At 51.0% G+C, this 22329-nt stretch carries 23 protein-coding genes, 3 tRNA genes and 1 other RNA gene; 12 read left to right on the top strand and 15 right to left on the bottom strand.

Translation table 11 applies throughout. From position 1 onward, the window contains the following. Positions 1-30 precede the first annotated feature (30 nt). The 4 genes from smpB to C3Z11_RS01675 all read left to right on the top strand — a co-directional run bounded on the left by smpB (position 31) and on the right by C3Z11_RS01675 (position 3103). Complete coding sequence (gene smpB / locus C3Z11_RS01690) at positions 31-510, top strand: SsrA-binding protein SmpB (RefSeq protein ID WP_106475805.1); 480 nt, start codon at positions 31-33, stop codon at positions 508-510. A gap of 56 nt (positions 511-566) precedes the next feature. Continuing rightward, positions 567-950, top strand: a transfer-messenger RNA (tmRNA) gene (ssrA, locus tag C3Z11_RS01685). A gap of 667 nt (positions 951-1617) precedes the next feature. Next, entirely contained in the window at positions 1618-2139 is a 522-nt protein-coding gene (locus C3Z11_RS01680; RefSeq protein WP_106475804.1) for a hypothetical protein, read from the top strand. Next, a complete protein-coding gene (locus C3Z11_RS01675) occupies positions 2132-3103 on the top strand; it encodes an ATP-grasp fold amidoligase family protein (protein ID WP_106475803.1) in 972 nt (323 codons plus the stop codon). The genes C3Z11_RS01680 and C3Z11_RS01675 overlap by 8 nt, the downstream gene beginning before the upstream one ends. Positions 3104-3118: 15 nt before the next feature. On the opposite strand, the gene C3Z11_RS01670 is transcribed toward C3Z11_RS01675, so the two are convergent. After that, positions 3119-3337: a hypothetical protein gene (locus C3Z11_RS01670; RefSeq protein ID WP_106475802.1), complete on the bottom strand. Its 219-nt coding sequence runs from the start codon at positions 3335-3337 to the stop codon at positions 3119-3121. Positions 3338-3365: 28 nt separating this feature from the next. Further along, positions 3366-3623 (bottom strand): ogr/Delta-like zinc finger family protein, encoded by a 258-nt coding sequence (locus C3Z11_RS17235; RefSeq protein ID WP_158700894.1) that lies wholly within the window; start codon positions 3621-3623, stop codon positions 3366-3368. A 202-nt stretch (positions 3624-3825) separates the two neighbouring features. Here C3Z11_RS17235 and C3Z11_RS01660 point away from each other — a divergent pair, with 202 nt between their 5' ends. Further along, positions 3826-4551, top strand: coding sequence for a LexA family transcriptional regulator (locus C3Z11_RS01660; RefSeq protein ID WP_106475800.1), 726 nt, complete (start codon positions 3826-3828; stop codon positions 4549-4551). 1072 nt (positions 4552-5623) lie between these two features. Here the strand turns inward: C3Z11_RS01660 and C3Z11_RS01655 are convergent. The 6 genes from C3Z11_RS01655 to C3Z11_RS01630 all read right to left on the bottom strand — a co-directional run bounded on the left by C3Z11_RS01655 (position 5624) and on the right by C3Z11_RS01630 (position 9853). After that, positions 5624-5699, bottom strand: a tRNA-Thr gene (locus C3Z11_RS01655). A 36-nt stretch (positions 5700-5735) separates the two neighbouring features. After that, positions 5736-5810 (bottom strand) — tRNA-Gln (locus C3Z11_RS01650). Between the two features lie 6 nt (positions 5811-5816). Then, positions 5817-5892: transfer RNA gene (locus C3Z11_RS01645), tRNA-Phe, on the bottom strand. Positions 5893-6008: 116 nt separating this feature from the next. After that, entirely contained in the window at positions 6009-6281 is a 273-nt protein-coding gene (locus C3Z11_RS01640) for an oxidative damage protection protein (RefSeq protein ID WP_106475799.1), read from the bottom strand. Then, complete coding sequence (gene mutY / locus C3Z11_RS01635; protein ID WP_106475852.1) at positions 6184-7365, bottom strand: A/G-specific adenine glycosylase; 1182 nt, start codon at positions 7363-7365, stop codon at positions 6184-6186. The genes C3Z11_RS01640 and mutY overlap by 98 nt, the downstream gene beginning before the upstream one ends. A 154-nt stretch (positions 7366-7519) precedes the next feature. Beyond that, the gene (locus tag C3Z11_RS01630) at positions 7520-9853 is read right to left on the bottom strand and encodes an AsmA family protein (RefSeq protein ID WP_106475798.1); all 2334 of its coding nucleotides are present in this window, start codon (positions 9851-9853) and stop codon (positions 7520-7522) included. Between the two features lie 309 nt (positions 9854-10162). Here C3Z11_RS01630 and hisB point away from each other — a divergent pair, with 309 nt between their 5' ends. From hisB to hisF, 4 genes are read left to right on the top strand one after another with little or no spacing between them, the layout of a single operon-like run. Next, a complete protein-coding gene (hisB, locus tag C3Z11_RS01625) occupies positions 10163-10771 on the top strand; it encodes an imidazoleglycerol-phosphate dehydratase HisB (RefSeq protein WP_106475797.1) in 609 nt (202 codons plus the stop codon). Positions 10772-10799: 28 nt separating this feature from the next. Then, positions 10800-11441, top strand: coding sequence for an imidazole glycerol phosphate synthase subunit HisH (hisH, locus tag C3Z11_RS01620; protein ID WP_106475796.1), 642 nt, complete (start codon positions 10800-10802; stop codon positions 11439-11441). A 55-nt stretch (positions 11442-11496) separates the two neighbouring features. Continuing rightward, positions 11497-12237: a 1-(5-phosphoribosyl)-5-[(5-phosphoribosylamino)methylideneamino]imidazole-4-carboxamide isomerase gene (gene hisA / locus C3Z11_RS01615; protein ID WP_106475795.1), complete on the top strand. Its 741-nt coding sequence runs from the start codon at positions 11497-11499 to the stop codon at positions 12235-12237. A 2-nt stretch (positions 12238-12239) separates the two neighbouring features. Continuing rightward, positions 12240-13016 (top strand): imidazole glycerol phosphate synthase subunit HisF, encoded by a 777-nt coding sequence (gene hisF / locus C3Z11_RS01610; protein WP_106475794.1) that lies wholly within the window; start codon positions 12240-12242, stop codon positions 13014-13016. A 104-nt stretch (positions 13017-13120) separates the two neighbouring features. Here hisF and C3Z11_RS01605 read toward each other — a convergent pair whose 3' ends face one another. Next, positions 13121-13741, bottom strand: coding sequence for a YjaG family protein (locus C3Z11_RS01605; protein WP_106475793.1), 621 nt, complete (start codon positions 13739-13741; stop codon positions 13121-13123). 81 nt (positions 13742-13822) lie between these two features. Beyond that, positions 13823-14116, bottom strand: a complete 294-nt coding sequence (locus C3Z11_RS01600; protein WP_106475792.1) for an MGMT family protein — start codon at positions 14114-14116, stop codon at positions 13823-13825. 73 nt (positions 14117-14189) lie between these two features. Here C3Z11_RS01600 and C3Z11_RS01595 point away from each other — a divergent pair, with 73 nt between their 5' ends. Then, on the top strand, positions 14190-14879 hold the full coding sequence (locus tag C3Z11_RS01595) for a type 1 glutamine amidotransferase (RefSeq protein WP_106475851.1): 690 nt from the start codon (positions 14190-14192) through the stop codon (positions 14877-14879). Positions 14880-14894: 15 nt separating this feature from the next. Here C3Z11_RS01595 and mnmH read toward each other — a convergent pair whose 3' ends face one another. The 5 genes from mnmH to C3Z11_RS01570 form a co-directional block, all read right to left on the bottom strand. Next, positions 14895-16010 carry a tRNA 2-selenouridine(34) synthase MnmH gene (gene mnmH, locus C3Z11_RS01590; protein ID WP_262927176.1) on the bottom strand — a complete coding sequence of 372 codons (1116 nt, stop codon included), beginning with the start codon at positions 16008-16010 and terminating at the stop codon, positions 14895-14897. After that, on the bottom strand, positions 16007-17044 hold the full coding sequence (selD, locus tag C3Z11_RS01585; protein ID WP_106475790.1) for a selenide, water dikinase SelD: 1038 nt from the start codon (positions 17042-17044) through the stop codon (positions 16007-16009). The genes mnmH and selD overlap by 4 nt, the downstream gene beginning before the upstream one ends. A gap of 107 nt (positions 17045-17151) precedes the next feature. Further along, complete coding sequence (gene radA, locus C3Z11_RS01580) at positions 17152-18519, bottom strand: DNA repair protein RadA (protein WP_106475789.1); 1368 nt, start codon at positions 18517-18519, stop codon at positions 17152-17154. Positions 18520-18618: 99 nt separating this feature from the next. After that, positions 18619-19086, bottom strand: a complete 468-nt coding sequence (locus C3Z11_RS01575) for a copper resistance protein NlpE N-terminal domain-containing protein (RefSeq protein ID WP_106475788.1) — start codon at positions 19084-19086, stop codon at positions 18619-18621. A gap of 108 nt (positions 19087-19194) precedes the next feature. Next, complete coding sequence (locus C3Z11_RS01570; RefSeq protein ID WP_106475787.1) at positions 19195-20298, bottom strand: alkene reductase; 1104 nt, start codon at positions 20296-20298, stop codon at positions 19195-19197. Positions 20299-20707: 409 nt separating this feature from the next. Between C3Z11_RS01570 and hisC the strand changes: the two genes are divergently transcribed. Continuing rightward, complete coding sequence (hisC, locus tag C3Z11_RS01565; RefSeq protein WP_106475786.1) at positions 20708-21775, top strand: histidinol-phosphate transaminase; 1068 nt, start codon at positions 20708-20710, stop codon at positions 21773-21775. A 10-nt stretch (positions 21776-21785) separates the two neighbouring features. Next, entirely contained in the window at positions 21786-22181 is a 396-nt protein-coding gene (gloA2, locus tag C3Z11_RS01560) for an SMU1112c/YaeR family gloxylase I-like metalloprotein (protein ID WP_106475785.1), read from the top strand. Positions 22182-22329 lie beyond the last annotated feature (148 nt).

Here is a 22329-nt window from a genome sequence, read left to right as displayed (position 1 = left end):
ACTTATTGATAGTTGAAGACAAGAGGCCATATGGGCAAGAAAAAAGGCAACATGCCAAACAGCAATGTCATTGCCCAAAATCGCAAGGCACGGCATGAATACCATATCGAAGAAACGTTCGAGGCAGGACTGTCGTTGGCAGGCTGGGAGGTTAAGAGCCTGCGAGCAGGCAAAGGCCAACTGACAGACACTTACATTTTGGTCAAAAATGGCGAGGCGTGGTTGCTAGGTTCACACTTCACTCCACTGAACACGACTAGCACGCACAGCATTGCCGAGCCAGACCGCACCCGTAAGCTACTGTTACATAAAAAAGAGATTGCCCGAATCTTTTCACGTACACAGGATAAGGGGCATACCTGCGTTCCCTTAAAACTGTACTGGAAAGGCCACATGGTTAAATGTGAACTGGCCTTAGTAGTCGGCAAAAAGCTCCATGATAAACGTGCCACAGAGAAAACACGTGATTGGGAACGACAAAAAGCTCGCATCATGCGAAGCCAAAACTAGTTTCCGCTATCAGCTTGGCGAAGATACATCATTCTGATAGAATTATTTAGTTCTAAGGGGGCGTTCTGGATTCGACGCCGGGAGCAAACCCTGAGGTGCATGCCGAGAGCGTAACGTATCTCGTAAATAAAACGTTACAATTGATATAGTCGCAAACGACGAAAACTATGCTCAAGGTGAACTGCTAGCCGCCTAAACCGCAGTTAGCTATTTGCCTAACCCTGAAGCGATGTGCCTATTCATCGTGGATGGGCAAGAGCCAAAACTGATAGGATCGCATTTGCTGGTGTCTTCACGGCAAATGTTAAAACTTAGAAGAATCGCGACACTGGATCCTGCTCGTCGGAGCCAGTGCTGTTAAAACAAAAGACGAAACTAAGCATGTAGAGCCAAAGGGAGAGTACCGGCGGACGCGGGTTCAATTCCCGCCGCCTCCACCACTTTAAGGAAAGCGGCTTAGAAGCACTCAAGCGGTTGCATCTAATAGGAACTCTTCTGAGTTAATATTAATGCCATCAGCTGAGTGGCTTCTAAGCCGCTTTTTTTACGCCCTCATAAATTATAATTCAAATAGGGCGCGTGAATTATAAAAAACAGTATTCTCGCTGCTGGCTTAAGGCTGAATATTTGCGCCTCTCACGGCCATAACAGCCATGCAAAAACCTTCATGGCAGTCGCTTATTCTAAACACTCCAATTTATCTTATAACTAATCGGCTAACTCATACCAATTAAAAATGCGAGATAAAAGTAAAAAGAAATGCTATTTGGTCGCCATGGGCTCCACATCTTAATTCAAAGAATACCTCTCTATTCAGCGCAAAAACCTGTTTTATATTCATATTTACAGGCAATCCATCCATAAAATGCTTCTTAAAAGGCAACAGCACCCTTCACTCAGACTATTTTATTAATTCGACATTCTTAAATATTAGACCTGCTATCAAACAGGGCTTATTCAACCCCACAGCTCTATTTACTGCATAAGAAAAGGTTAGGTTGCTTACTTCAGCACATCCTTGCAAATTGTTACGTGCCATAATTTAAAGTAATTCATATACATTAAATTATCATTTTTGAGTATTCCATTTATGCAAGCCGCCGGGCCATGAATCAGATCGCAACCGATACTTTTGGGAAATTTTCAAAAAAGGTGATCCTTTTTTTCAAAGAAATGTTCATCAGCGCCTGTATGATACGGCATTTGGGATCGGATGGTTTCGATTTGCGTAATACGTCTATTGCTATTATCAAACCTATAATTTTTACCCATAATACATTTAATCATGTATCAAAAAGCAATAGTGACAACATTGCCATTACCTCATCAGCCTGTCTGATGATTTTTTTACCATCACTTATCACTCTCATGGATTCGACTTTCCTCCAATTTAACGGCTTAAAGGAAGCAAAAAAAGTTGACTTCAATGATCTCAGCATACTTACAACGTCCTTAGCAATATTTATACCCAGCTACCTTATAGCTATCTCATCAAAAGCAAGAATTGCAACGACATCTCAGGTTAATAGCAACTGCCTTTTTAAAGGCTTTTATATTAAAAGCGCTGTCTTCAAAACACAGCAGCAAGTAATGCTATCATTGAAATCGAAGGAGTACTTTCATGCCTAGGGTAATGAGGAACAATCTGGGCGAGTCATATACCACCACGTCAGACTTGGCTATGAAAAGTTCAGCGCCCAACGAAATGAATGGGAAAATAAAGAATTTTTACAACGCTATGATGGCTGCTATTCGTAGCAATATCATGAATTCGCTTTCAGATCGTCTTCATGTCCCATTGCGCTACAAGCGCGCTTTTGGAGAGTTCCCTAATTTAAAGAACCCAAAGACGTTTAATGAAAAAATTTGCTACCGGAAACTTCACCCGCAACCTATATTTTCTGTACTAAGTGATAAAATCGAAGCTCGAGAATACGTTGCCTATAAAATAGGGGAACAGCATTTAGTTCCATGCTACAAGATAGCATCTAGTATCTCGCCCAAACTATTCGCTCAGCTTCCTAATAGCTTTGTGATGAAAGCTAACCATGGCTTTGGATACAATCTTCTAGTTCACGATAAGTCACAATATACTTTCCCTTACCTTTACAATTTAAGTACAGAGTGGCTATCTCATAATTTTTATAAAATATGCCGAGAAAATCATTATAAGCGGATCCAGCCTCGTTTGATATTTGAAAGACTTTTACTTGATGAAAACCATCAGGTACCTAAAGACTTTAAATTCCACTGTTTTAAGAAGGAAGGCGAAGATCCGGTTGTATTCATAGAAGTAGCCCATGATCGCTTTACTAACTATAAAGTTGATTTCTATGACCAGGCTTGGAATCTTATCGATATAAGAGAAGACAAATACAGCTCTGGGCAAGCTATTGCGAAGCCTAAGATGCTCGACAAAGGAATAGAACTTGCCCTTAAGCTTGCTGAAGGTTTTTCATATGTCCGAGTCGACTTTTATATTGTTGAAGAGCATATTTATTTTGGTGAAATGACCTTTACACCTACTGCCGGTTTGACACGCTTTAAATATAAAGAAACAGACGAAGAGTGGGGAAAGCTGTTCGATATATGAAGATCCTTATGACACTCAGGACTTTAGGCGTTTCATTGCGATATATTCGTACTCAAAAAAATAAGAGCAATGCTTTAGCTCTAAAGCATTTTGAAGCGATACTGCATCTTCAAAAGTGATTAGAAGCGCAGAATTATAATGAGACTGCTGACCGCCATGCAGCACGGTCAGCTCTCCTACCTCATGCGCTATACCTATCGGCTTATAATCTTGCAATTCAGCTTTTTTTCTCATGATAAGAATTGATCTTCTTTGTTATCGATTAGTGAGCTGACATTTGCTGCATGAACGTATTTCTCAAGCGCGGAGCAAGAGGAAGAGATATGTCTGGGTTCGGACTCTGACTAAACGTCAGCGTTTGTGTCATTTCAAGAGCTAGCTTCCCTCTCCACCCACAATCAGGATTTTGACACTCCACTACTGCCTCACGATATAGCGGGGTTAACTGCTGACTTTTACGGACACGAGCAAAAGCATCACAGTGTGGGCAACTAAGGCGCAAACTTGTTTTACGTTCCATATAGACTCCTCCAACTATCGGCTCAGATTGCATTTTGATACGTCAACTCAAAGTTACTAACCAACAAGATTTTCTTGTAACCATCGTTTGCCACTTAGCGGACATAACACAATTTATGTAGTAAGCTCCTATATGTTCAGTAAAGCTTTAACGGCAATATTATGCCCAATATGGGGATTGGTCAACTTTAAGGCTATGGATTATGACTATCGAATATACCGAAGTCGATGAAAAAATAGCTATCACTGCAGCTATCATGGGACGTATGAAGCAACTGATGGGCGTCAGCTCGGATTATCAACTAGCCAAGCGTTTTGGTAAATCAACAAGTGCCATTCATAATTGGAAAAAGCGTGGCACGGTTCCAATAGACGAATGCATTGAACTTTCAGTTGAATATAATGCAAGCTTAGATTGGCTTATCCTGGGTAAGGGAGCGCCTCCTTCAGGAACTGCCCCTGCTCCGATTATTAGTGAAATGGATCAGGATGAAAGAGGCTTACGTTATTCACTCAAGGATTTCGTAGGTGTCCCTTTGTACGATATAGAAGCTGCTGCTGGACCAGGCCGGCTATTTGATAACGAACATGTTGAAACCTACCTTAGCTTTCGCAACGATTGGATTGCCAAGGAAGGGTTACATGCTAAAGACCTTGTGGCCGTGCGGGTAATAGGGGACTCAATGGACGGAACGCTTAAGAATGGAGATACCGTTCTTATAAATCGTGCCATTACACGCCCAGATGGTGTTTTTGTTATCCGCGTAGGTGATGAATTACGTATAAAGCGTGTGCAGCTTTTATCTGACGGTTCATTACGTTTATCTTCTGATAACAATCATTATGCTCCGGAAGTCATTCCTCCTGAAAATTTAGGGAATGTTCAAATTATTGGTCATTGTTATTGGCATAGTGGCCGCGTCTATTAGCGCGGCATCATGGCGCGGCTAACATTCCTCTATTTGTCAAAATAACTACAATAATTATAGTGAAACTGGATGATACGCTTGATTAAGAAAATCTAACTTTATCGCATTGACAAATAATATATCGCATCCTTTTGATAACTGAAGTCACATCTAAAATAAATATATGCTATTTTTTTAGTACAGCTTTTACCTACGTCGCTCCCAGTTAATATCAAATACTTTCCTACTAAACAAGCTATTAGCTTTTGCCATTCACATAAAACGTTCTTTAGCCTGTCATTCTTATACAACTCAACGTGCCATCGTTGCGTTGATATATGATTTTTTAGAGGGATTAATAAGCTATCTATTATGCTAGCGCTACTGCCCATGCATTGTTAATGCATCACCACATTTCCTTGCCCATCTTCATTTAGCCAACCCCTATCAGATATACGTTGTGTACCACACTTCGCGATCTCTAATCCCTAATTCAAACGGAATATAGAAACATCAATAAAAAAGCCGCCCCATAGGAGGCGGCTAAATGATTGCAGTTCGTAATTATAAAACGATATTCCTCTGCACACTTTGCCGCTTAGGCTATCCGTTTTTAACTGCACTACACCTTGATTAACTCATTATTAAATTGGGATAACTTGGGCATAATTACTCTAAGTAAATAGAATAACTATCCGGTAGCATATAACCCTAAGAGCGCTAGACCCCATAGCGTAAAAAGTTTATATAAGTTCTATCTCCAATCCTCACATTAGATTTATTTGTTTAATCTAGCATCAAAGATAGTATGAAGTTAACGCTTGAGGAAAGCTTAATTACTGAAGGTCAGCAATTCTAATTACGCAATTTTAAGCACAACGTTATTGACCGCGCAGAGGGCGCCCATCACAAGACGTAGGATGTAAATAACATCCATAGTACGATAATAATGGACCTTTCCAATTGCACGTACCGTGGGCGAACCTTTCTTCAGAGGCAGGATAAGAAAACAGTCAGTAGTACGCACATACGAAAAAACCGCCTTATAGGCGGTTTTTCTTATTCTAATCCCCTGATATTCAGGGCCTTAGAATGGTGCCGGCTGAAGGAGTCGAACCCTCGACCTACTGATTACAAGTCAGTTGCTCTACCAACTGAGCTAAGCCGGCATATACAGCTTACGTTACAAATTATAAGCGTTGGCGTGGCTGGGGTACCAGGATTCGAACCTGGGAATGCCGATACCAAAAACCGGTGCCTTACCACTTGGCTATACCCCAGCAGTGTGGTGGCCAGAGACGGAATCGAACCGCCGACACGGGGATTTTCAATCCCCTGCTCTACCAACTGAGCTATCTGGCCGCTGCCAACGGCGCACATTAAACCTAAAATCGATTATTGGGTCAAGCACTTACCTCATTTTTTTATGAAAGATTTTTCCAAACAAAAATACATCCGGCATATTACTCCCTGACTACTCAATGAGCCGGAGGTACATAGCCTGACGGCAAGTCAGTTTCTTCGTTGGCAAGGAAGCGTTCCATCTGCACCATCAAGTAATTGCGGCTATCAGGGTCAAGCATATTGAGATGCTTTTCATTGATCAGACGTGTCTGCAGTTGCTGCCACTCTTCCCATGCCTGCTTGGAAACATTATCGAATAGATCCTGCCCCTTCGGTCCCGGCAAGGGCGGCATCATAAGCCCTTCCATTTCCTGCTGATACTTGCGACAAAATACCTTGCGCGTCATATGTGCTCCCCTGTGAATAGATGCTCTGCAGCAATTTTTCAAGTAGCGCCTTGACCGGTGCCGCCAGCCCTATATTGACAGGCTGCTTAGGGTTGTACCAAAGCTGCCCCGTCTCCGTCACCTGGTCGAAAGCTCGCCCTAGTCTGGCAGGACAGGGCGTAATGTCGAGGCGGAAATGGCTAAACGTATGAGTAAATCCACCCCAGGGCTTATCCAGCACTGCCTGAGGCGCATAGCGATCTATCCATAATTGCAGTGCCTCCAGATCATTAAACTCAGGGAAGCCCCATAGGCCACCCCATAAGCCCGTAGATGGACGTTGCTCGAGCCATACTGCACCAGCTTCATCATGAAGCAGCAGCATATAAGCTGCGCGCACCGGTAAGGTCTTTTTGGGCTTGCCCTGTGGAAAGCCATGCTCCTCTCCACGTGCGTGCGCAACGCACACATCCGCAAAGGGGCATAGCAAGCAACTGGGCCGGCGACGTGTGCAAAGTGTGGCGCCGAGATCCATCATTGCTTGGGTATAGTCCGCCACGCGCGAATCAGGAGTGTAGCGCTCGGCAAGATCCCATAATGTACGTTCAACCTGCGGCTTGCCCGGCCAGCCTTCAACGGCATGCAACCGCGTAAGTACTCGCTTGACGTTGCCATCGAGTATCGCTGCACGCTGTCCCGTCGAGATGCTGATGATCGCACCGGCCGTTGAGCGTCCGATGCCAGGCAAACTGCTTAATGCTTCAACACTATGGGTCGGAAACTCGCCATTGAACTCATCGACAACTTGCCGTGCCGCTTTATGAAGATTGCGTGCCCTTGCATAGTAGCCAAGGCCTGTCCATAGGTGCAGCACTTCATCCTGACTAGCTGCAGCTAGCGCCTGGACATCAGGGAAGCGGGCCATGAAGCGCTGGTAATAATCGATAACCGTTGCGACTTGGGTCTGCTGCAACATGATTTCCGAGACCCAGACCCGATATGGCGACTTTTGCTGCTGCCAAGGCAGATGTGTACGTCCGTATTGATCGAACCATTCAAGAGTTCGCGACTGGAACTCTCCGGCATCAAGCGCTATTTCGTGCATAGTTTCATCAATAGTTTTGCCAAGCATAAAAGGACGTTACCCGCCCCAACGCCCTGAATGAATCATAGCCATCGCGCGTCAGGTGCAGGACAACGCATCAATAAAAAAGCGCTAGAGAATCTCTCCAGCGCTCATCAACTAACCCAAGGAATATTTATTTAAAAAGGCCTTGGATGGCATTGCGAAGTTCCTTACCAGAATCTTCCCCGAGCTTTTCATCGATTTTCTTGCCCAGATCACCATCGAGTGTTTCATTCAACCGTTGCTGTAGCTTCTTTTTTCCCTCATCAGTGGCAAGGTTCATTAATACCTGTTGAACCCCTTCACGATCGAAATAGCACCATTGCTGCGGCTCACCTGTGAACTCGCCCTCGCAACGGATTGGGATGCGGACTTTCTGCAACTTATCACTAACACTACAGGCCTGCTGGTCGGCCGTATCGATGAATCTTGCTCCGAGCGCATAGTCAAACCGCGTAGTAGCAAGGTTTGCCTCCCCCTTACCCGCCAGCTCTATCCCGGGAACAGTAATCAACAAATCATCATTATGAACGACACCATCACTCACTTTAGCGGTCGCGCCGAAGTGATCAAATGGCGTATCAGCCCCCCATTCTCGTGACGACTCCTTGCCCTGTAGAGCTGCTACCGCTGTACATAGCTGTTGAGAGATATTCGTTCCGAGTATTGCTCCATCAGTGATAGAGAAAGTGGCGCTCCCATTTAAATTACGAACTAAGGCATCCAAAGTATTAGTGCTCGACGTGAACTTACCGTTAAGCGCCAACTTGCCACGAATCAGCTGCTCACGGTTGGCAGCATTCTTGAGTAGCGGCTCAAGCTGTACATCGCTTACCGTCTCATCCATGCTCAACTGTGCCGGAGTCTTACGCACATCAAGCTCCCCATTGGCCTTGAGAGTGCCACCATAAAGATTGGCTGATAGCTGTTCGAGACGATGCAAGCCGTTGCCTCCCGTCGCACGCAGTGCCACATCCGTGAGCAGCATGTCCTTGATCTTTAGCTCCCCCACGTTGATTGTGCCATTCAAGGCGAACGTACGCAGCCAGTCGACAGGTAACTGTTCGGCCCCTTCACTTGCCGCCAGTACAGGAGCAATCCCCAACCCTGTGAGCATGGCTGTTGTATCTTCGGTTTTTTCCTCTGCAGGCGGAAGATAAGCATCAAGATCGAGACGATCGCCCTGCAGATTGAAATCGACGCTCTTACCGTCCAGCTGAGCGCCTAGCTGGCCCAAAAACGTCTGATCATCGATGCCAAGTGTCACATTGGTAAGATCAACATGATCAAGATCACCGCTCAACGGTGAAGCCAGGCTGACGTTCGTCAATGCGTCAGGGTCAGCGGTATGTAAGGGTTCAATGTCGAGGCGATCCAACCAGGCACGTAAGTCCATGGGGGATAGTTGTAAATTGCCGTTGTACTTCGGCTTATCCATCAGTTGGCTAAACGTCAGCTCTCCCGTTAGATTGAGGTTTTTGCCACTGGTCAATACGATATTGCGCACATGCCCCGTCTGTTCCTGCAGCGCAGCGTCAGCATTGAAAGCGAGAGCAAATGGCAGCTCATGGGAAGTGAGCTGTGGAAGTCTGGCATTGCCAATGATACTTGCTCCATTGATGAGATACTGCTTTTGAGCAAGATCTGCTACTACGTTATCAGCGTTCAAATTAACCGTTTGCGTCTGCTCTGTCGCCAATTCAGGTAGCCAAGAAGTGGTCTTGAGCGCTAACTGCTGCAACTGATAGCGTGATTCACGCAGATTGATTTGCACCTTGCTTGCCAATTCAACGTGGCTGGTCAGTGCTGGCTGGCTACTGGCAAGATCAAATGAAAGCGTAAGTGGAAACGATCGTCCTGGCGAAACATTGGTACCTGTTAGCGCCAACTGGGTTAGCCGCAGGTCACGGTTGTGCTGAACATCCACATAGTGCACCTGACTATCAGTGACTTGAACATTAGCGATATCCACGCCAAGCGGCCGGTTAGCGGCATCGTTGATACTCCGCGGCGCCTCTCGCGGACGTGTGTCGCTTACCGTATCGTCGTCCTGTGCCATCTGTGCAATGAGCATCTCCCAGTTGCCTTGCCCCTGCTCATCACGCACTAGTTCAAGGCGTAAGCCATCAAGCGTGATGCCATCGATTGAGACATCTCCCGCAAGTAAAGGAGCAAACTTCACTTTGACATCGGCGCGCTTGAACGCCGCAAAGGGGCTATCCTGTTCCGGCTGATCGGGCAAGCGAGCTTCGGCATCCTCGATAGTCACACCGAGGCGAGGATAGAATGTCCAGGAGAGGGGGCCATTGAGTGTAAGATCAAGACCGGTTCTTTCATGCACGGCCTCAACCAGACGCGGCTTAAGCTCATTGGGGTCGAGAAACGTCGTGACATAAATAACCCCACAGACCACGAGCAGGGCAAGGACACCTACCGCGGCAAGCAGAGCCCGGAACAGCGCTTTCATCGACGTTCTCCCATACCAGCTAAAATACATTAAAGGCTGCATGACAACAGCCGGTGTGCCGCCGATGACTTGGCCCGATCAAACAATATGATACCTGCGGTCTACACCCGTTTAGATAGGATTACGGCCGAAAGGCACCCTATCTTGATCAAGACCATGGCAAAACTCGATATAAACACCACCGTAGCGCTGCGCAGCAAGGCAATAGTGTAGCGGATGGCAGGGGCGATTCTCTATAATGTCTCTTCAAGAACTGTCATCCTTTTCCGCCCGCACACAGCGCTGAAAACGCCCTGATGGAGATTCCCGATGGAGAGCCTTGAGCGTTCCGCGCGTATTGCGACCGTGTCACGCGATACTTCCGAGACCCGTATTGAGGTGCGCGTTAACCTGGATGGCGAAGGTCACCTCAACGCAGTGACCGGCATCCCTTTTCTTGAGCACATGCTCGACCAGGTAACTCGCCACGGCCAGATCGATCTCGATATCAAGGCCGAGGGTGATCTGCATATTGATGATCACCACACCGCAGAAGATCTTGGCATCACACTAGGCCAGGCATTCGCCCAAGCATTGGGAGATAAACGTGGCATTTATCGTTATGGCCACGCCTATGTCCCCCTTGATGAAGCCTTGTCACGTGTTGTCATCGACTTTTCAGGTCGCCCGGGGTTGTTCATGGACGTCGAGTTCACCCGTGATCTGATTGGCCGTTTTGACACCCAATTGATTGCTGAGTTCTTTCAGGGATTTGCAAATCACGCCCGCGCAACCGTACATATCGACAACTTGAAAGGCTTCAATGCCCATCATCAGGCCGAGACCATCTTTAAAGCCTTCGGACGGGCGCTGCGCATGGCAATTGCCATGGATGATCGTATGGCTGGGCGCATCGCCTCGACCAAAGGCAGCCTTTAAGTGAGCGGCTCTACACACGAGGAACAACATGACCATCGCCATAATCGATTACGGAATGGGTAACCTGCACTCCGTGGCCAAGGCACTCGAACATGTTGCCGAAGAGCGCGTAACCATTACCCGAGACGCCCGTGCCATCAAAGGGGCAACGCGGATTGTATTGCCTGGGCAGGGAGCTATCCGCGACTGTATGAGTGAGCTTGAGCGCACCGAGCTGACCGGGCTGGTCAAGGAGTTGCTCGCAGATGCCAACAAACCGCTGCTGGGCATCTGTGTCGGCCAACAGATGTTGATGGACAAGAGCGAGGAAAACGGTGGGGTGCGCTGTCTGGGCTATCTACCCGGGCGCGTAAGCCGTTTCAATGCTGACATGCATGATGCTCAGGGTGAGCGATTAAAAGTACCGCATATGGGCTGGAACCAGGTTCATCAGCATCACATGCATCCCCTATGGGAAGGCATCCCCACCGGGGAGCGCTTCTACTTCGTGCATAGCTATTATGTTGCAGCTGAACGGGACGAGCATGTGTTCGGAATCACTGAATACGGTGATCACCGTGCCCATATTGCTACCGGCCGTGATGCGGTGTTTGCCGTACAGTTTCATCCAGAAAAGAGTGCTGGCGCCGGACTCAAGTTACTCTCCAACTTCGTTCACTGGTCACCCTGACGCCCAAGCGGCGCGTATCGAACGCAACGCCATTAAAAGAAGAGAAGGACACGACATGCTGGTCATTCCCGCCATCGACTTGAAAGACGGCCATTGCGTTCGCCTGCGCCAGGGCCGGATGGAAGACGCCACTACCTATGGTGAAGATCCCGTTGCCATGGCGGCACGCTGGGTCGAATCAGGTGCACGCCGGTTGCATCTCGTCGATTTAAACGGCGCCTTCGAAGGTAAACCGGTCAATGGTGAAGCAGTTACCGCCATAGCGCGAGCGTATCCTGATTTGCCGATCCAGATTGGGGGCGGCATTCGCTCGCCCGAGACTATAGCGCACTACCTTGATGCCGGTGTCTCCTACGTCATCATCGGCACCAAGGCTGTCAAGGAGCCGGATTTCGTTACCGCCATGTGTCGTGAGTTCGCCGGTCATATCATTGTTGGCCTTGATGCTCATGAAGGTTATGTCGCTACCGATGGCTGGGCTGAAGTCTCGACGCTAAAGGCGACTGAGCTGGCGAAGCGCTTTGCTAATGATGGCGTGTCATCAATTGTCTACACCGATATCGCCCGTGACGGCATGATGCAGGGCGTCAATATCGAAGCGACCGTTGATCTTGCGCGCCAAGGCGGGGTGCCCGTAATCGCTTCAGGAGGCGTCACCAACCTCGATGACATCCGTAAGCTCGCCGAAGCCTCACCCTCTGGAATTCTCGGCGCTATCACCGGGCGTGCCATTTATGAAGGCAGTCTTGATGTCAGCGAAGCGCAGGCGCTTTGCGATGCCTTTGAAAGGAGCTGACCATGAACCTGGCCAAACGTATTATCCCTTGTCTTGATGTCGACCGCGGTCGAGTGGTCAAAGGCGTTAACTTTGTCGGCATTCGTGATGCCGGCGATCCCGTTGAAGTGGCCAAACGCTACAACGAACAGAACGCCGACGAAATCACTTTTCTTGATATTACCGCCAGCCACGAAGCGCGTGGCACGACTATCGAAATGGTCAGCCGTATCGCCGGTGAGGTGTTCATCCCATTAACCGTGGGTGGCGGCATCCGCAGCTGCGATAATATTCGCGCATTGCTCAATGCTGGCGCCGACAAGGTATCGATCAATACCGCAGCCGTGACCAACCCCGATTTTGTACAGGAAGCTGCCGAGCGCTTCGGCAGCCAATGCATCGTGGTCGCAATAGATGCCAAGCGTGTCAGCGCAGAAGGCGAAACGCCACGCTGGGAAATATTCACCCATGGCGGACGCAACCCTACTGGGCTTGACGCTGTCGAGTGGGCCCAGCAAATGGTCAATTACGGTGCTGGTGAATTGCTTTTGACCAGCATGGACCGCGATGGCACCAAAGCCGGTTTCGATATCGGTGTGACACGCGCAATCAGCGACGCTGTATCCGTACCGGTCATCGCTTCTGGTGGCGTCGGCAACCTTGATCATCTGGTCGCCGGTGTGAAGGATGGCGGCGCCGACGCAGTACTCGCCGCCAGCATCTTCCACTTCAGTGAATACACCGTACAACAGGCCAAAGAACACATGGCCGCACACGGCATTACGATGCGTCTTGGATGATGGATCGTTAAACTAGAAAGATCGCAAAAAATGTCTCGAAAAGCGATGATCCGGCAGTCGTCAGGTCATCGCTGATTCATTTCTCCGTTATGCTTTCTTACAGTTCACTCATCATTGGTCGACAAACCAATATTACTAACGCCCTCGTTGCGCCCTAGCCGACGCAGCTCACGCAACCGATCACGGTCAAGCGGTGCTTGCTCCACCAGTTCAAGCACAACGTACTGAAACGCGCACTCATCCGCCATCAGGGCATGCGCCTCGATATGCGCGGTCAGGGCATCGTCATCAAGCCCGTCCCCTTCGCTGAGTTCGATATAACGTGCGACACCGCCTATCGATAGACGACTGACCTCAACAGGTGACTCGCTATCTTTCTTTTTCTGCAGGGCATTTTGCAAAGCATCGAGACAGCACGATAATGCCATGGTGGTGTCGAGCGCTACGCGGGCACCAAAACTTTGATCTTCGTCAATGTCAGGCTCGATTTCGGTAAGCTTGTCGGCCTGACGTGCAAAATCTATTTTGGCATCACGTACATTCAATGCCTCCCAGACCAGATCGAGCATGACACGAACACTCTTGGTATCACCCTGTCCGCCCAATTCAGCATAGAGCATATAGTTGGGCAGTAGACGCTCGGTCAGCGTAGCCATGAAGGCAACGGCAGCACGCCCTTCCAGGCCATCCAGCCGTACTTCCAACGACGCATTTTCAGTACTCATGTATCAGCTCTCATCACAGGACACCCATAACGGCTATGCCAGCGCTATGGATAAGAATGGGGGGGCGTATCACTATGTCACCTAGGGCCACATGAACCGATGAGGAATGCGGCCTTTTGCATCGAAGACGATACCGTCCTCTTGCAAACGTTGGCGCTGCTCAGCGGCACCGCCATGATCAGCCAGTTTCCCACCGGCGCTGACGACACGATGCCAGGGCAAGCCATGGCCGGGCGGCAGCATGCGCAGTGCCGCGCCAACCGAGCGTGCCGTAGCGCCATCGGTCATGTACGCAATAGCACCATAGGTCGTCACTCGTCCGGGAGGGATTTGCGCAACGATAGTGGTAATCTGTTCGCGTAGCTCGTCTTTCATATACTCGTATCTGGCCAAAGCTCTGCTTAATTCACTGAGCGCAATGGAATGCGTTCTTTATTATGGCGATATCATGCATATTTATTTCCTTCAGCACGCCGCCTACGAAGATCCGGCCCGACTGTCCGACTGGCTAACGGGGATGGGCCATAGTCACAATACACGTCATCTCTATGCTGGCGAAATCCCACCGCAGCTATCGGAATTCGATGCGTTGGTCGTGCTCGGCGGGCCAATGCGCACCGAAGATCCCGATGCACATCCTTGGATCAAGCGCGAACGCAAGCTGATCGAGCGCGCGCTCAATAGCGCCAAGCCAGTGCTTGGCATTGGCTTCGGCGCCCAATTGATTGCCGAGGCGCTCGGCGCCATTATTTCGCGGGGCACTTATACAGAGCTCGGCTGGCATACCGTAACACGCAGTGATGAATGCGAACTGGCCCTTCCTGCCACGTTCGAAGCGTTTCACTGCCACAGTGATATTTTCGGCCTGCCTGATGATGCCGCCCCGATCGGCGCCACGCCAGCAAGCCCGGTACAAGGCTTCAGTTGGGACGATGGACGCGTCGTGGCGCTGCAGTTTCATCTCGAAGTCACCGCGCCATGGGTGCGCGCCCTAGCGGTTCATCACGCTAGTGCCTTGAGCGGCTCGGGGCCTTACGTTCAATCTTTCGATGAAATCTTGTCTACATCCAAGCGCTTTGACCGTCTTGCTCCACTGCTTGATCGCTTGCTGCTGGACTGGCTCAACACTGCTCGCTAGGCGCTTGGTTCAAACCTATCGCGGCACTTGTTCAGCACACCATTGCCGGACGAACGCAAGGCAACTGTCCCAATCGCCAACGTGTACGAAAGGGGTTTCGTTTTTCTCGATCTGATAGTGATACATTGGATCATAGTACTCGGTCAGAAGCGGGGCCAGCCATGCCTCATGGGCATGGCTATCGCCACGCTCATGCGCCTCAAACGCCATCTGTTGCAATTGGACAAGCCGAGCCAGACGTTCACCCCCTAGCCGTTTACGTAGCCTCATCAACGCAGAGGAAAGCTGACGACGCATCAGCGTCCAGCCGAGCCAAAGGCCATATTGAGCCTGATAGATCTCCCAAAGATCCTCGATATAATCCTTGCGAATCTGTTCAAGGCGCCAATCGAGAGGCATCTCGGCTCTGACGCGAGGCGCCTTAAGCATCGTCTGCCACAAAGGCAAGGGGATTTCCACATCACCGATACGGTGTGACTCGTCTTCAAACACATAGGGCGCTGCGGTTTGCGCCAAGTCCAGTCCCAACGCATGCTCAAAATCTATTTGTGACGGCAAGGGCCCTGGACGACGGCCAAAGCTCGATCCTTTATGACGTGCATGCGCCTCCAAATCGATACCGTGAGCAATACGATTGATCAATGCCGTCTTGGCGCAACCGGTGAGTCCAGCAACGATTAACATTGGCTGGCCAGCGGCCGTTTCAATCTGCGCCATAAGAAGCTGACGCATCGCCTTGAAACCGCCTTTGATCCGCGGCAGCGCCACACCGGCTCCATTCAACCACTGTTGCGCCGTCTGTGAGCGCAGCCCACCGCGTGCGCAATAGATCACTGCATCAGGATGAGAACATGCCAACTCCCGCCATGCCCTGATGCGCGCCTCACGCAGTCGACCATCAACAAGCCGCTGGCCCAAGGCTATGGCAGCGCCCTGTCCAGACACCTTGAAACATGTCCCCACCTGACGCCGCTCATCGTCATCCATCAGCGGCAGGTTAATTGCCCCGGGCAGCGCCCCCTGAGCGAACTCAACCGGTGCACGAACGTCAATCAAGGTGGAGTCCTGCAATAGCGACAGCGATGGCGCTATCAGCGGCGTATCACCCCCTGCTCTAGCGGCTGAACTCACCTGACAACCTCGATGACCGCTTTGCCCTTGCGCGATACACATTCGCCAAAAGCTTCAAGCGTCAGGCCATGCTCGCGTCCGACGCGCTCTACGTCATCTTCCCAAGCCTGATCAACCGCGATTAGCAATCCGCCCGAGGTCTGTGGATCGCAGAGCCATTGCCAGTGTGCTTCATCCATCGCCGGCAGAAGTTCACCCATCGCTTGCCGGTTACGCGCAGTCCCACCGGGAACCGCCCCCTGTCGCCGATAGCCTTCAGCAGCGGCAAGCTTGGGTAGCTTGGCAAAATCAATATGGGCAGCCACATTGCTGCCTGTACACATTTCACCGAGGTGTCCGGCCAAACCGAAGCCGGTCACATCAGTCATGGCGTGTACCCCCTCGACTCTGGCCAATGCCATACCGATTGAATTGGGCTTGAGCATCGTATCGCGGGCCAGCATCTGATGATCATTACTCGACAAACCGCGCTTTTCCGCCGTTGTCAGCATGCCTACACCCAGCGGTTTGGTCAGATAAAGCCGGTCGCCAGGCTTGGCCGCGTTGTTGCGTTTGAGATACTTGAGATCAACCAGCCCATTGACCGCCAGTCCAAAGATGGGCTCCGGGGTGTCTATGGAGTGACCACCAGACAGGGCAAGACCCAGTTCGCGACATACCGTCTGGGCACCCGCAATGACGTCACCCGCCACCGCAGCGGGTAGTTTGTCGATAGGCCAGCCCAAGATGCCCAGCGCCAGTATTGGCTTGCCCCCCATCGCATAGACATCACTGATCGCATTGGTTGCGGCGATACGGCCGAAATCAAAAGGATCATCAACGATCGGCATGAAAAAATCGGTGGTTGCGATCAACCCTTGGCCATGACCAATATCGTAAACGGCGGCATCTTCTCGATCCTGATTACCTACAATCAGTTTATCGCTTGACGCGCCGGGGCCTGCATTAGCGAGAATAGTATCGAGCACATCAGGAGCAATCTTGCAGCCACAGCCAGCACCGTGGCTGTATTGAGTCAGACGAATCGAGGGCATATTCAGTCCTCCTTGAACTGAGCGTGAATCGGATATCCGCATGCGTCGTGGCACTGAAGGAATGCTAGCGTAATCATGCCTGGCAAGCAGCAGCCGAGCTCTTGCGATTAAAGCGCCTCGAGCGCTTCGGACAACTTGTCGACAGCGATAACATCCATACCGGGCGGCGCTTTTTTCGGGGCATTGGCACGAGGCACAATAGCACGCGTAAAACCATGCTTGGCAGCTTCGACGATGCGCTCCTGTCCGCTTGGCACGGGTCGTATTTCACCGGACAAACCGACCTCACCGAACACCACCAGCTCACGAGGCAATGCTCGATTTTGCAGGCTTGAAACGACCGCAAGCAGCACGGCAAGATCAGCACTTGTCTCAAGCACCTTGACACCGCCGACCACATTGAGAAAAACGTCCTGGTCGCCGGTGAAAAGGCCGCCGTGCTTGTGCAAGACCGCCAACAACATGGCCAGTCGCTGACCGTCCAGACCCACCGCAACGCGCCGGGGATTACCAAGTTGGGTTTCATCGAGCAAGGCCTGCACTTCGACCAAAATTGGCCGCGTACCTTCCCATACCACCATGACCAGGCTACCTGACGCGAGCTCTTCGCTACGCGACAGAAAGATAGCACTAGGGTTCTTGACCTCTTTGAGACCGTGTTCAAGCATCGCGAACACACCAAGTTCGTTGACCGCGCCGAAGCGGTTCTTCTGGCCCCGAAGTGTACGAAAGCGTGAATCAGCCCCACCTTCGAGCAGTAGCGAGGCATCGATCATGTGCTCAAGCACCTTCGGCCCAGCCAAGGTGCCATCCTTGGTGACATGGCCAACCAACAGCAACACGGTATTGGTCTGCTTGGCGAAGCGCGTGAGCACTGCCGCCGACTCGCGCACCTGTGCTACACCACCCGGCGCCGATGACAGGTCTTCAAGATGCATGGTCTGAATCGAGTCAATAATCAGGATGTCAGGGCGTTCACGCTCAGCGGTGGCCAGAATCGTCTCGACGCTGGTTTCAGCGAGCATCTTCAAGCCCTGAGTGGGCAGCTGCAGACGATGTGCACGCATTGCCACCTGAGAGAGCGACTCCTCACCAGTGACATAAAGTACCTTGCGCTGCTGCGCCAACTTGCAAGCGGTCTGCAACAGCAGGGTTGATTTACCAGCGCCCGGGTTGCCGCCCAGCAAGACAGCCGAGCCCGGTACAAGCCCTCCCCCCAGAACCCGGTCAAACTCACCGAATGTAGAAGAAAATCGAGGGACCTCAGTAAGGTCTACTACTGAAAGGTCAGTAACCTGTGACGAGCTACCCGCATAGCCTTGTCGCGAAGCCGAGCTGCCACCGGTACTACGCGCTGGCGCAATACGCAGCTCAGTAAGGGTATTCCACTCCCGACAGTTACTGCACTGGCCTTGCCACTTGGAATACTCTGCACCGCATTCGGTACATACGAAGGCTGTCTTCGCTTTTGCCATCGCGGCTCCTGTACAACGCGTTAAGTACAATGTTTCGACTAAGCCACCAAAAATACAAAAAGGCGGCTTAAGCCGCCTTTCTACAAAGCTGTATAACTATTATGGCTGGCGCTTGAGCTGCAGATTCTGACCGTTTTCAAAGCGACGCAACTGAGGATCGATCAACTCCAGCGTGCTGGGATCGATCTTCTGAAAATAGTAGACCTGCCCTTCGCCATTAGGCGTCAGTTCATACACTGTCGCTTGCGGATCGCTCTGCGTGCCCGAGAGTACATCCCAATTCCCCTGGTAATGCTCGGCCGGTGGGTTCTGCGGGTGATCGCGATATGCTGCATCAAGGGTGAAGCTACGCGCCTCAGAAGAAGAAGCATCTTCGCTACCCTTTAAATCAACCGTCAAATCAATAGCACTACAGTTGCGGCAGGGTAGCGACCCCTTATAGGTCACTTCATTGCTCTGCACGCTTTGTGATGCCGAGGTATCCGTACCGGACTGCGATCCCGAACTCGCGCAACCGGCCAAAAGGGCCATCAATGCCGAACCGGCCAGCAACGTCCTGGTCTGCATGAGCTTCCTCCTAATGCTTGGGCAGTGGCCAACTAAGCGGCCGACACCCTACAGCATAACGTTAAGCGATAGGGGTCGGCCACCTCTATTGGCTTTCTTCAACCGAGATTACTTCTCGAGAAATGGGTAGTCGATATAACCCTCGGCACCACCACCATAAAATGTGTCGGGATTAGGCTCGTTGAGAGCAGCCTTCAATCTGAAACGCTCAGGCAGGTCGGGATTGGCAATAAAAGGGCGTCCGAATGCTGCAGCATCAGCATAGCCTTGTTCAATCGCTTGCTCGGTACGCTCGGCAGTGTAGTGGCCACAATAAATCACTGCGCCCTTGCTAAAACGCTGGCGCATCGCCTGACGGAAATCATCGGTCAATTTGATATCGCCGCCCGCCCAATCAGGCTCATTGATATGCAAATAGGCAAGCCCACGCTTATCAAGCTGTTCGGCAAGATAAAAGGCCATTTCCTCAGCTTCGTCATCCTTGAGGCCAAATATCTCGATGAATGGCGAAATGCGGATACCCACCCGGTCAGCACCAAATACGTCCACCACCGCATCAACTACCTCAAGTGGCAAACGCGCACGGTTTTCTAATGAGCCTCCGTACTGGTCTGTACGCTGGTTGGAACCTGTCGCCATGAACTGCTGCAGCAAGTAGGCATTGGCGGCATGAACCTCGACCATATCGAAGCCGGCGCGCTTGGCGCGTTCTGCCGCCTGACGGTACTCTTCGATCAATCCCGGGATTTCATCGGTCTCAAGCGCGCGCGGCGTACTCGCATCATGGCGTCCTGCCGTGCCATCCTCGAATTCAACGAAGGCCTGAGCACCTTCACCACGCAACGCACTCGGTGCTACCGGTTGCTGACCGTTCGGTTGGACCATTTCGTGGGAAACACGCCCGACGTGCCACAGCTGCATCGCGATATGGCCGCCCTTGGCATGGACAGCCTCAACTACGCCCTTCCAGCCGGCTTCCTGCTCATCGTTCCACATACCAGGCGTATAAACATAACCGACTGCTGTCGGTGAAATATTGGTTGCCTCACTGATAATCAGGCCTGCGCTAGCACGCTGCCCATAATAGGTCTGCTGCATTTCACCAGGAATGGTATCCGGTGTGCGCGAGCGTGTTAGCGGTGCCATGATAATTCGATTGGGTAGATCGAGTGCACCAACCTTGAGCGGAGTAAACAGTTTGGAATGTGCCACGGAGGCCTCCTTGCATCCAGTTGATAAAAGCTTGCCTGTCTAGCGTAGCTCTTTATGTGGCGATGATTAGGCTGCTTATCAAGCTTTCGTCAAAATTGTTCCAACCGGTCAAGTAAATTGTGTCCGAAGAACACACCGTAAACTCTGGCCAGATAAGCCTCGATAATGTGCTCCTAAAAACCTTATGAGCCAACAGAGTGCTACCCATTGCATCGGCGGCCAGATCATAGCGAGAACGAACCAGACATCCCGCTCAGCACCAGCGTAACGTGTGTATCGATGGGCTATGACGTTGTCTATCATAGTTGTGTGCTGAACAAACTATTCTCACCATTAGAAACAGGCTTGCGTGACGCGTAGGGGCGCGTCACCATGAGCGAACGTATCCTTTCTCGCCAAGTGAGCCAACATGAGCAAGTTCTGGAGCCCCAGCGTTCAGGAGCTGAAGCCCTACATTCCCGGTGAACAGCCGCGCACGCGCTTGATCAAGCTGAACACGAATGAAAATCCCTACCCGCCGGCCCCTGGCGTCGAGCGCGTATTGCGTGAGTACCCGATAGACCATCTACGTCTGTATCCAGACCCGGACGCCAGCGCGCTGCGCGACGCGCTGGCGCGTGAATATAATGTGCAGCCCGAACAGGTTTTTCTAGGCAATGGCTCCGACGAAGTACTCGCTTTTGCCTTTCAGGCTTTTTTTCGCCATGACAAACCATTACTCATGCCGGAAATCACCTATAGTTTTTATCCTGTCTACTGCCAGCTATACGCCATTGAGGCTCAGCGTGTCGCGCTTGATGATCAGTGGCGTGTGCAGCTTGATGCGTTCGATAGCGACAATGGCGGAATCATCTTTGCCAATCCCAACGCCCCCACCGGCCACGGATATTCACGTGCAGCCATAGCAGAGTTGCTCAGCCACCATACGGAACGTGTCGTGCTTGTTGATGAGGCTTATGCGGACTTCGGTGGTGAGAGTGCGGTCGGGCTGGTAGACACCTGCCCTAACCTGCTAGTGACAGGCACATTTTCTAAATCTCGAAGCTTGGCAGGGCTGCGCATCGGTTATGCTATTGGCTCTAGGGAGCTGATTGAGGGATTGGATCGTGTCAAAAATTCCTTTAATTCCTACCCACTCGATAGCCTAGCAATAGCAGCAGGCGTCGCCGCACTTGAGGATCGCGCCCACTTCAAAGCATGCTGCGAAGCAGTTATCACGACCCGGGAGCGTACCCGCCGGGGTTTGGAGCAACTCGATTTCGAAGTCCTGCCTTCACAGGCCAATTTTCTTTTCGTACGTCCGCGCAGTATGAGCGCGCTTGAAGTTTTCAGTGAACTGCGTGAGCGAGGCATTCTGGTACGACATTTCAACACCGATATACTGCATGATTTTCTACGTATCTCAATTGGCACCGATGATGAAATGGATACGCTCCTGGAAACGCTTGATACGTTGATTAATGTCACGCCGCACTGAAGGAGTTGCCATGTCGTTATCCATTGCTGGCTTTCATCATGTTGCCTTGATCACATCAGATTATGTCCGTGCCAAGCATTTTTATACTGAAGTACTTGAAGCACAGATAATTGAAGAGACCTGGCGAGAAGCACGACAGAGCTACAAACTTGATCTACAGCTGCCCGGGGGGGCACGACTGGAGTTGTTTTCTTTTCCGTCACCGCCGCCGCGCCCTAGCTATCCAGAGGCATGCGGATTGCGCCATCTCGCCCTGAGTGTCACAGATCTCGACAGTGCGGTGAGCATGCTTAAATCACGCGGCGTAACATGCGAGGCGATCCGTACCGATGAGCTGACGCATCAGCGCTTCACCTTCTTTGCCGACCCGGACGGCACGCCGATCGAGTTTTACGAACTGCGCTGAGATCACATGCGGATAACCACGCCCACGCCTGCCGCGATGGCGGGCTTTTTTTATGTGGGCGTGTTCGGGAGTCGGGCTGCGGCGGGCAACGCCGTCAGGCGGGGCCGGGGGGCGGGCAGGATCAAGATCCTACGTGGCGAGCATAAAA

The organism is Phytohalomonas tamaricis (assembly GCF_003012345.1).
Taxonomy (GTDB): domain Bacteria; phylum Pseudomonadota; class Gammaproteobacteria; order Pseudomonadales; family Halomonadaceae; genus Phytohalomonas; species Phytohalomonas tamaricis.
This window is presented reverse-complemented; position numbering and strand designations above follow the sequence as displayed.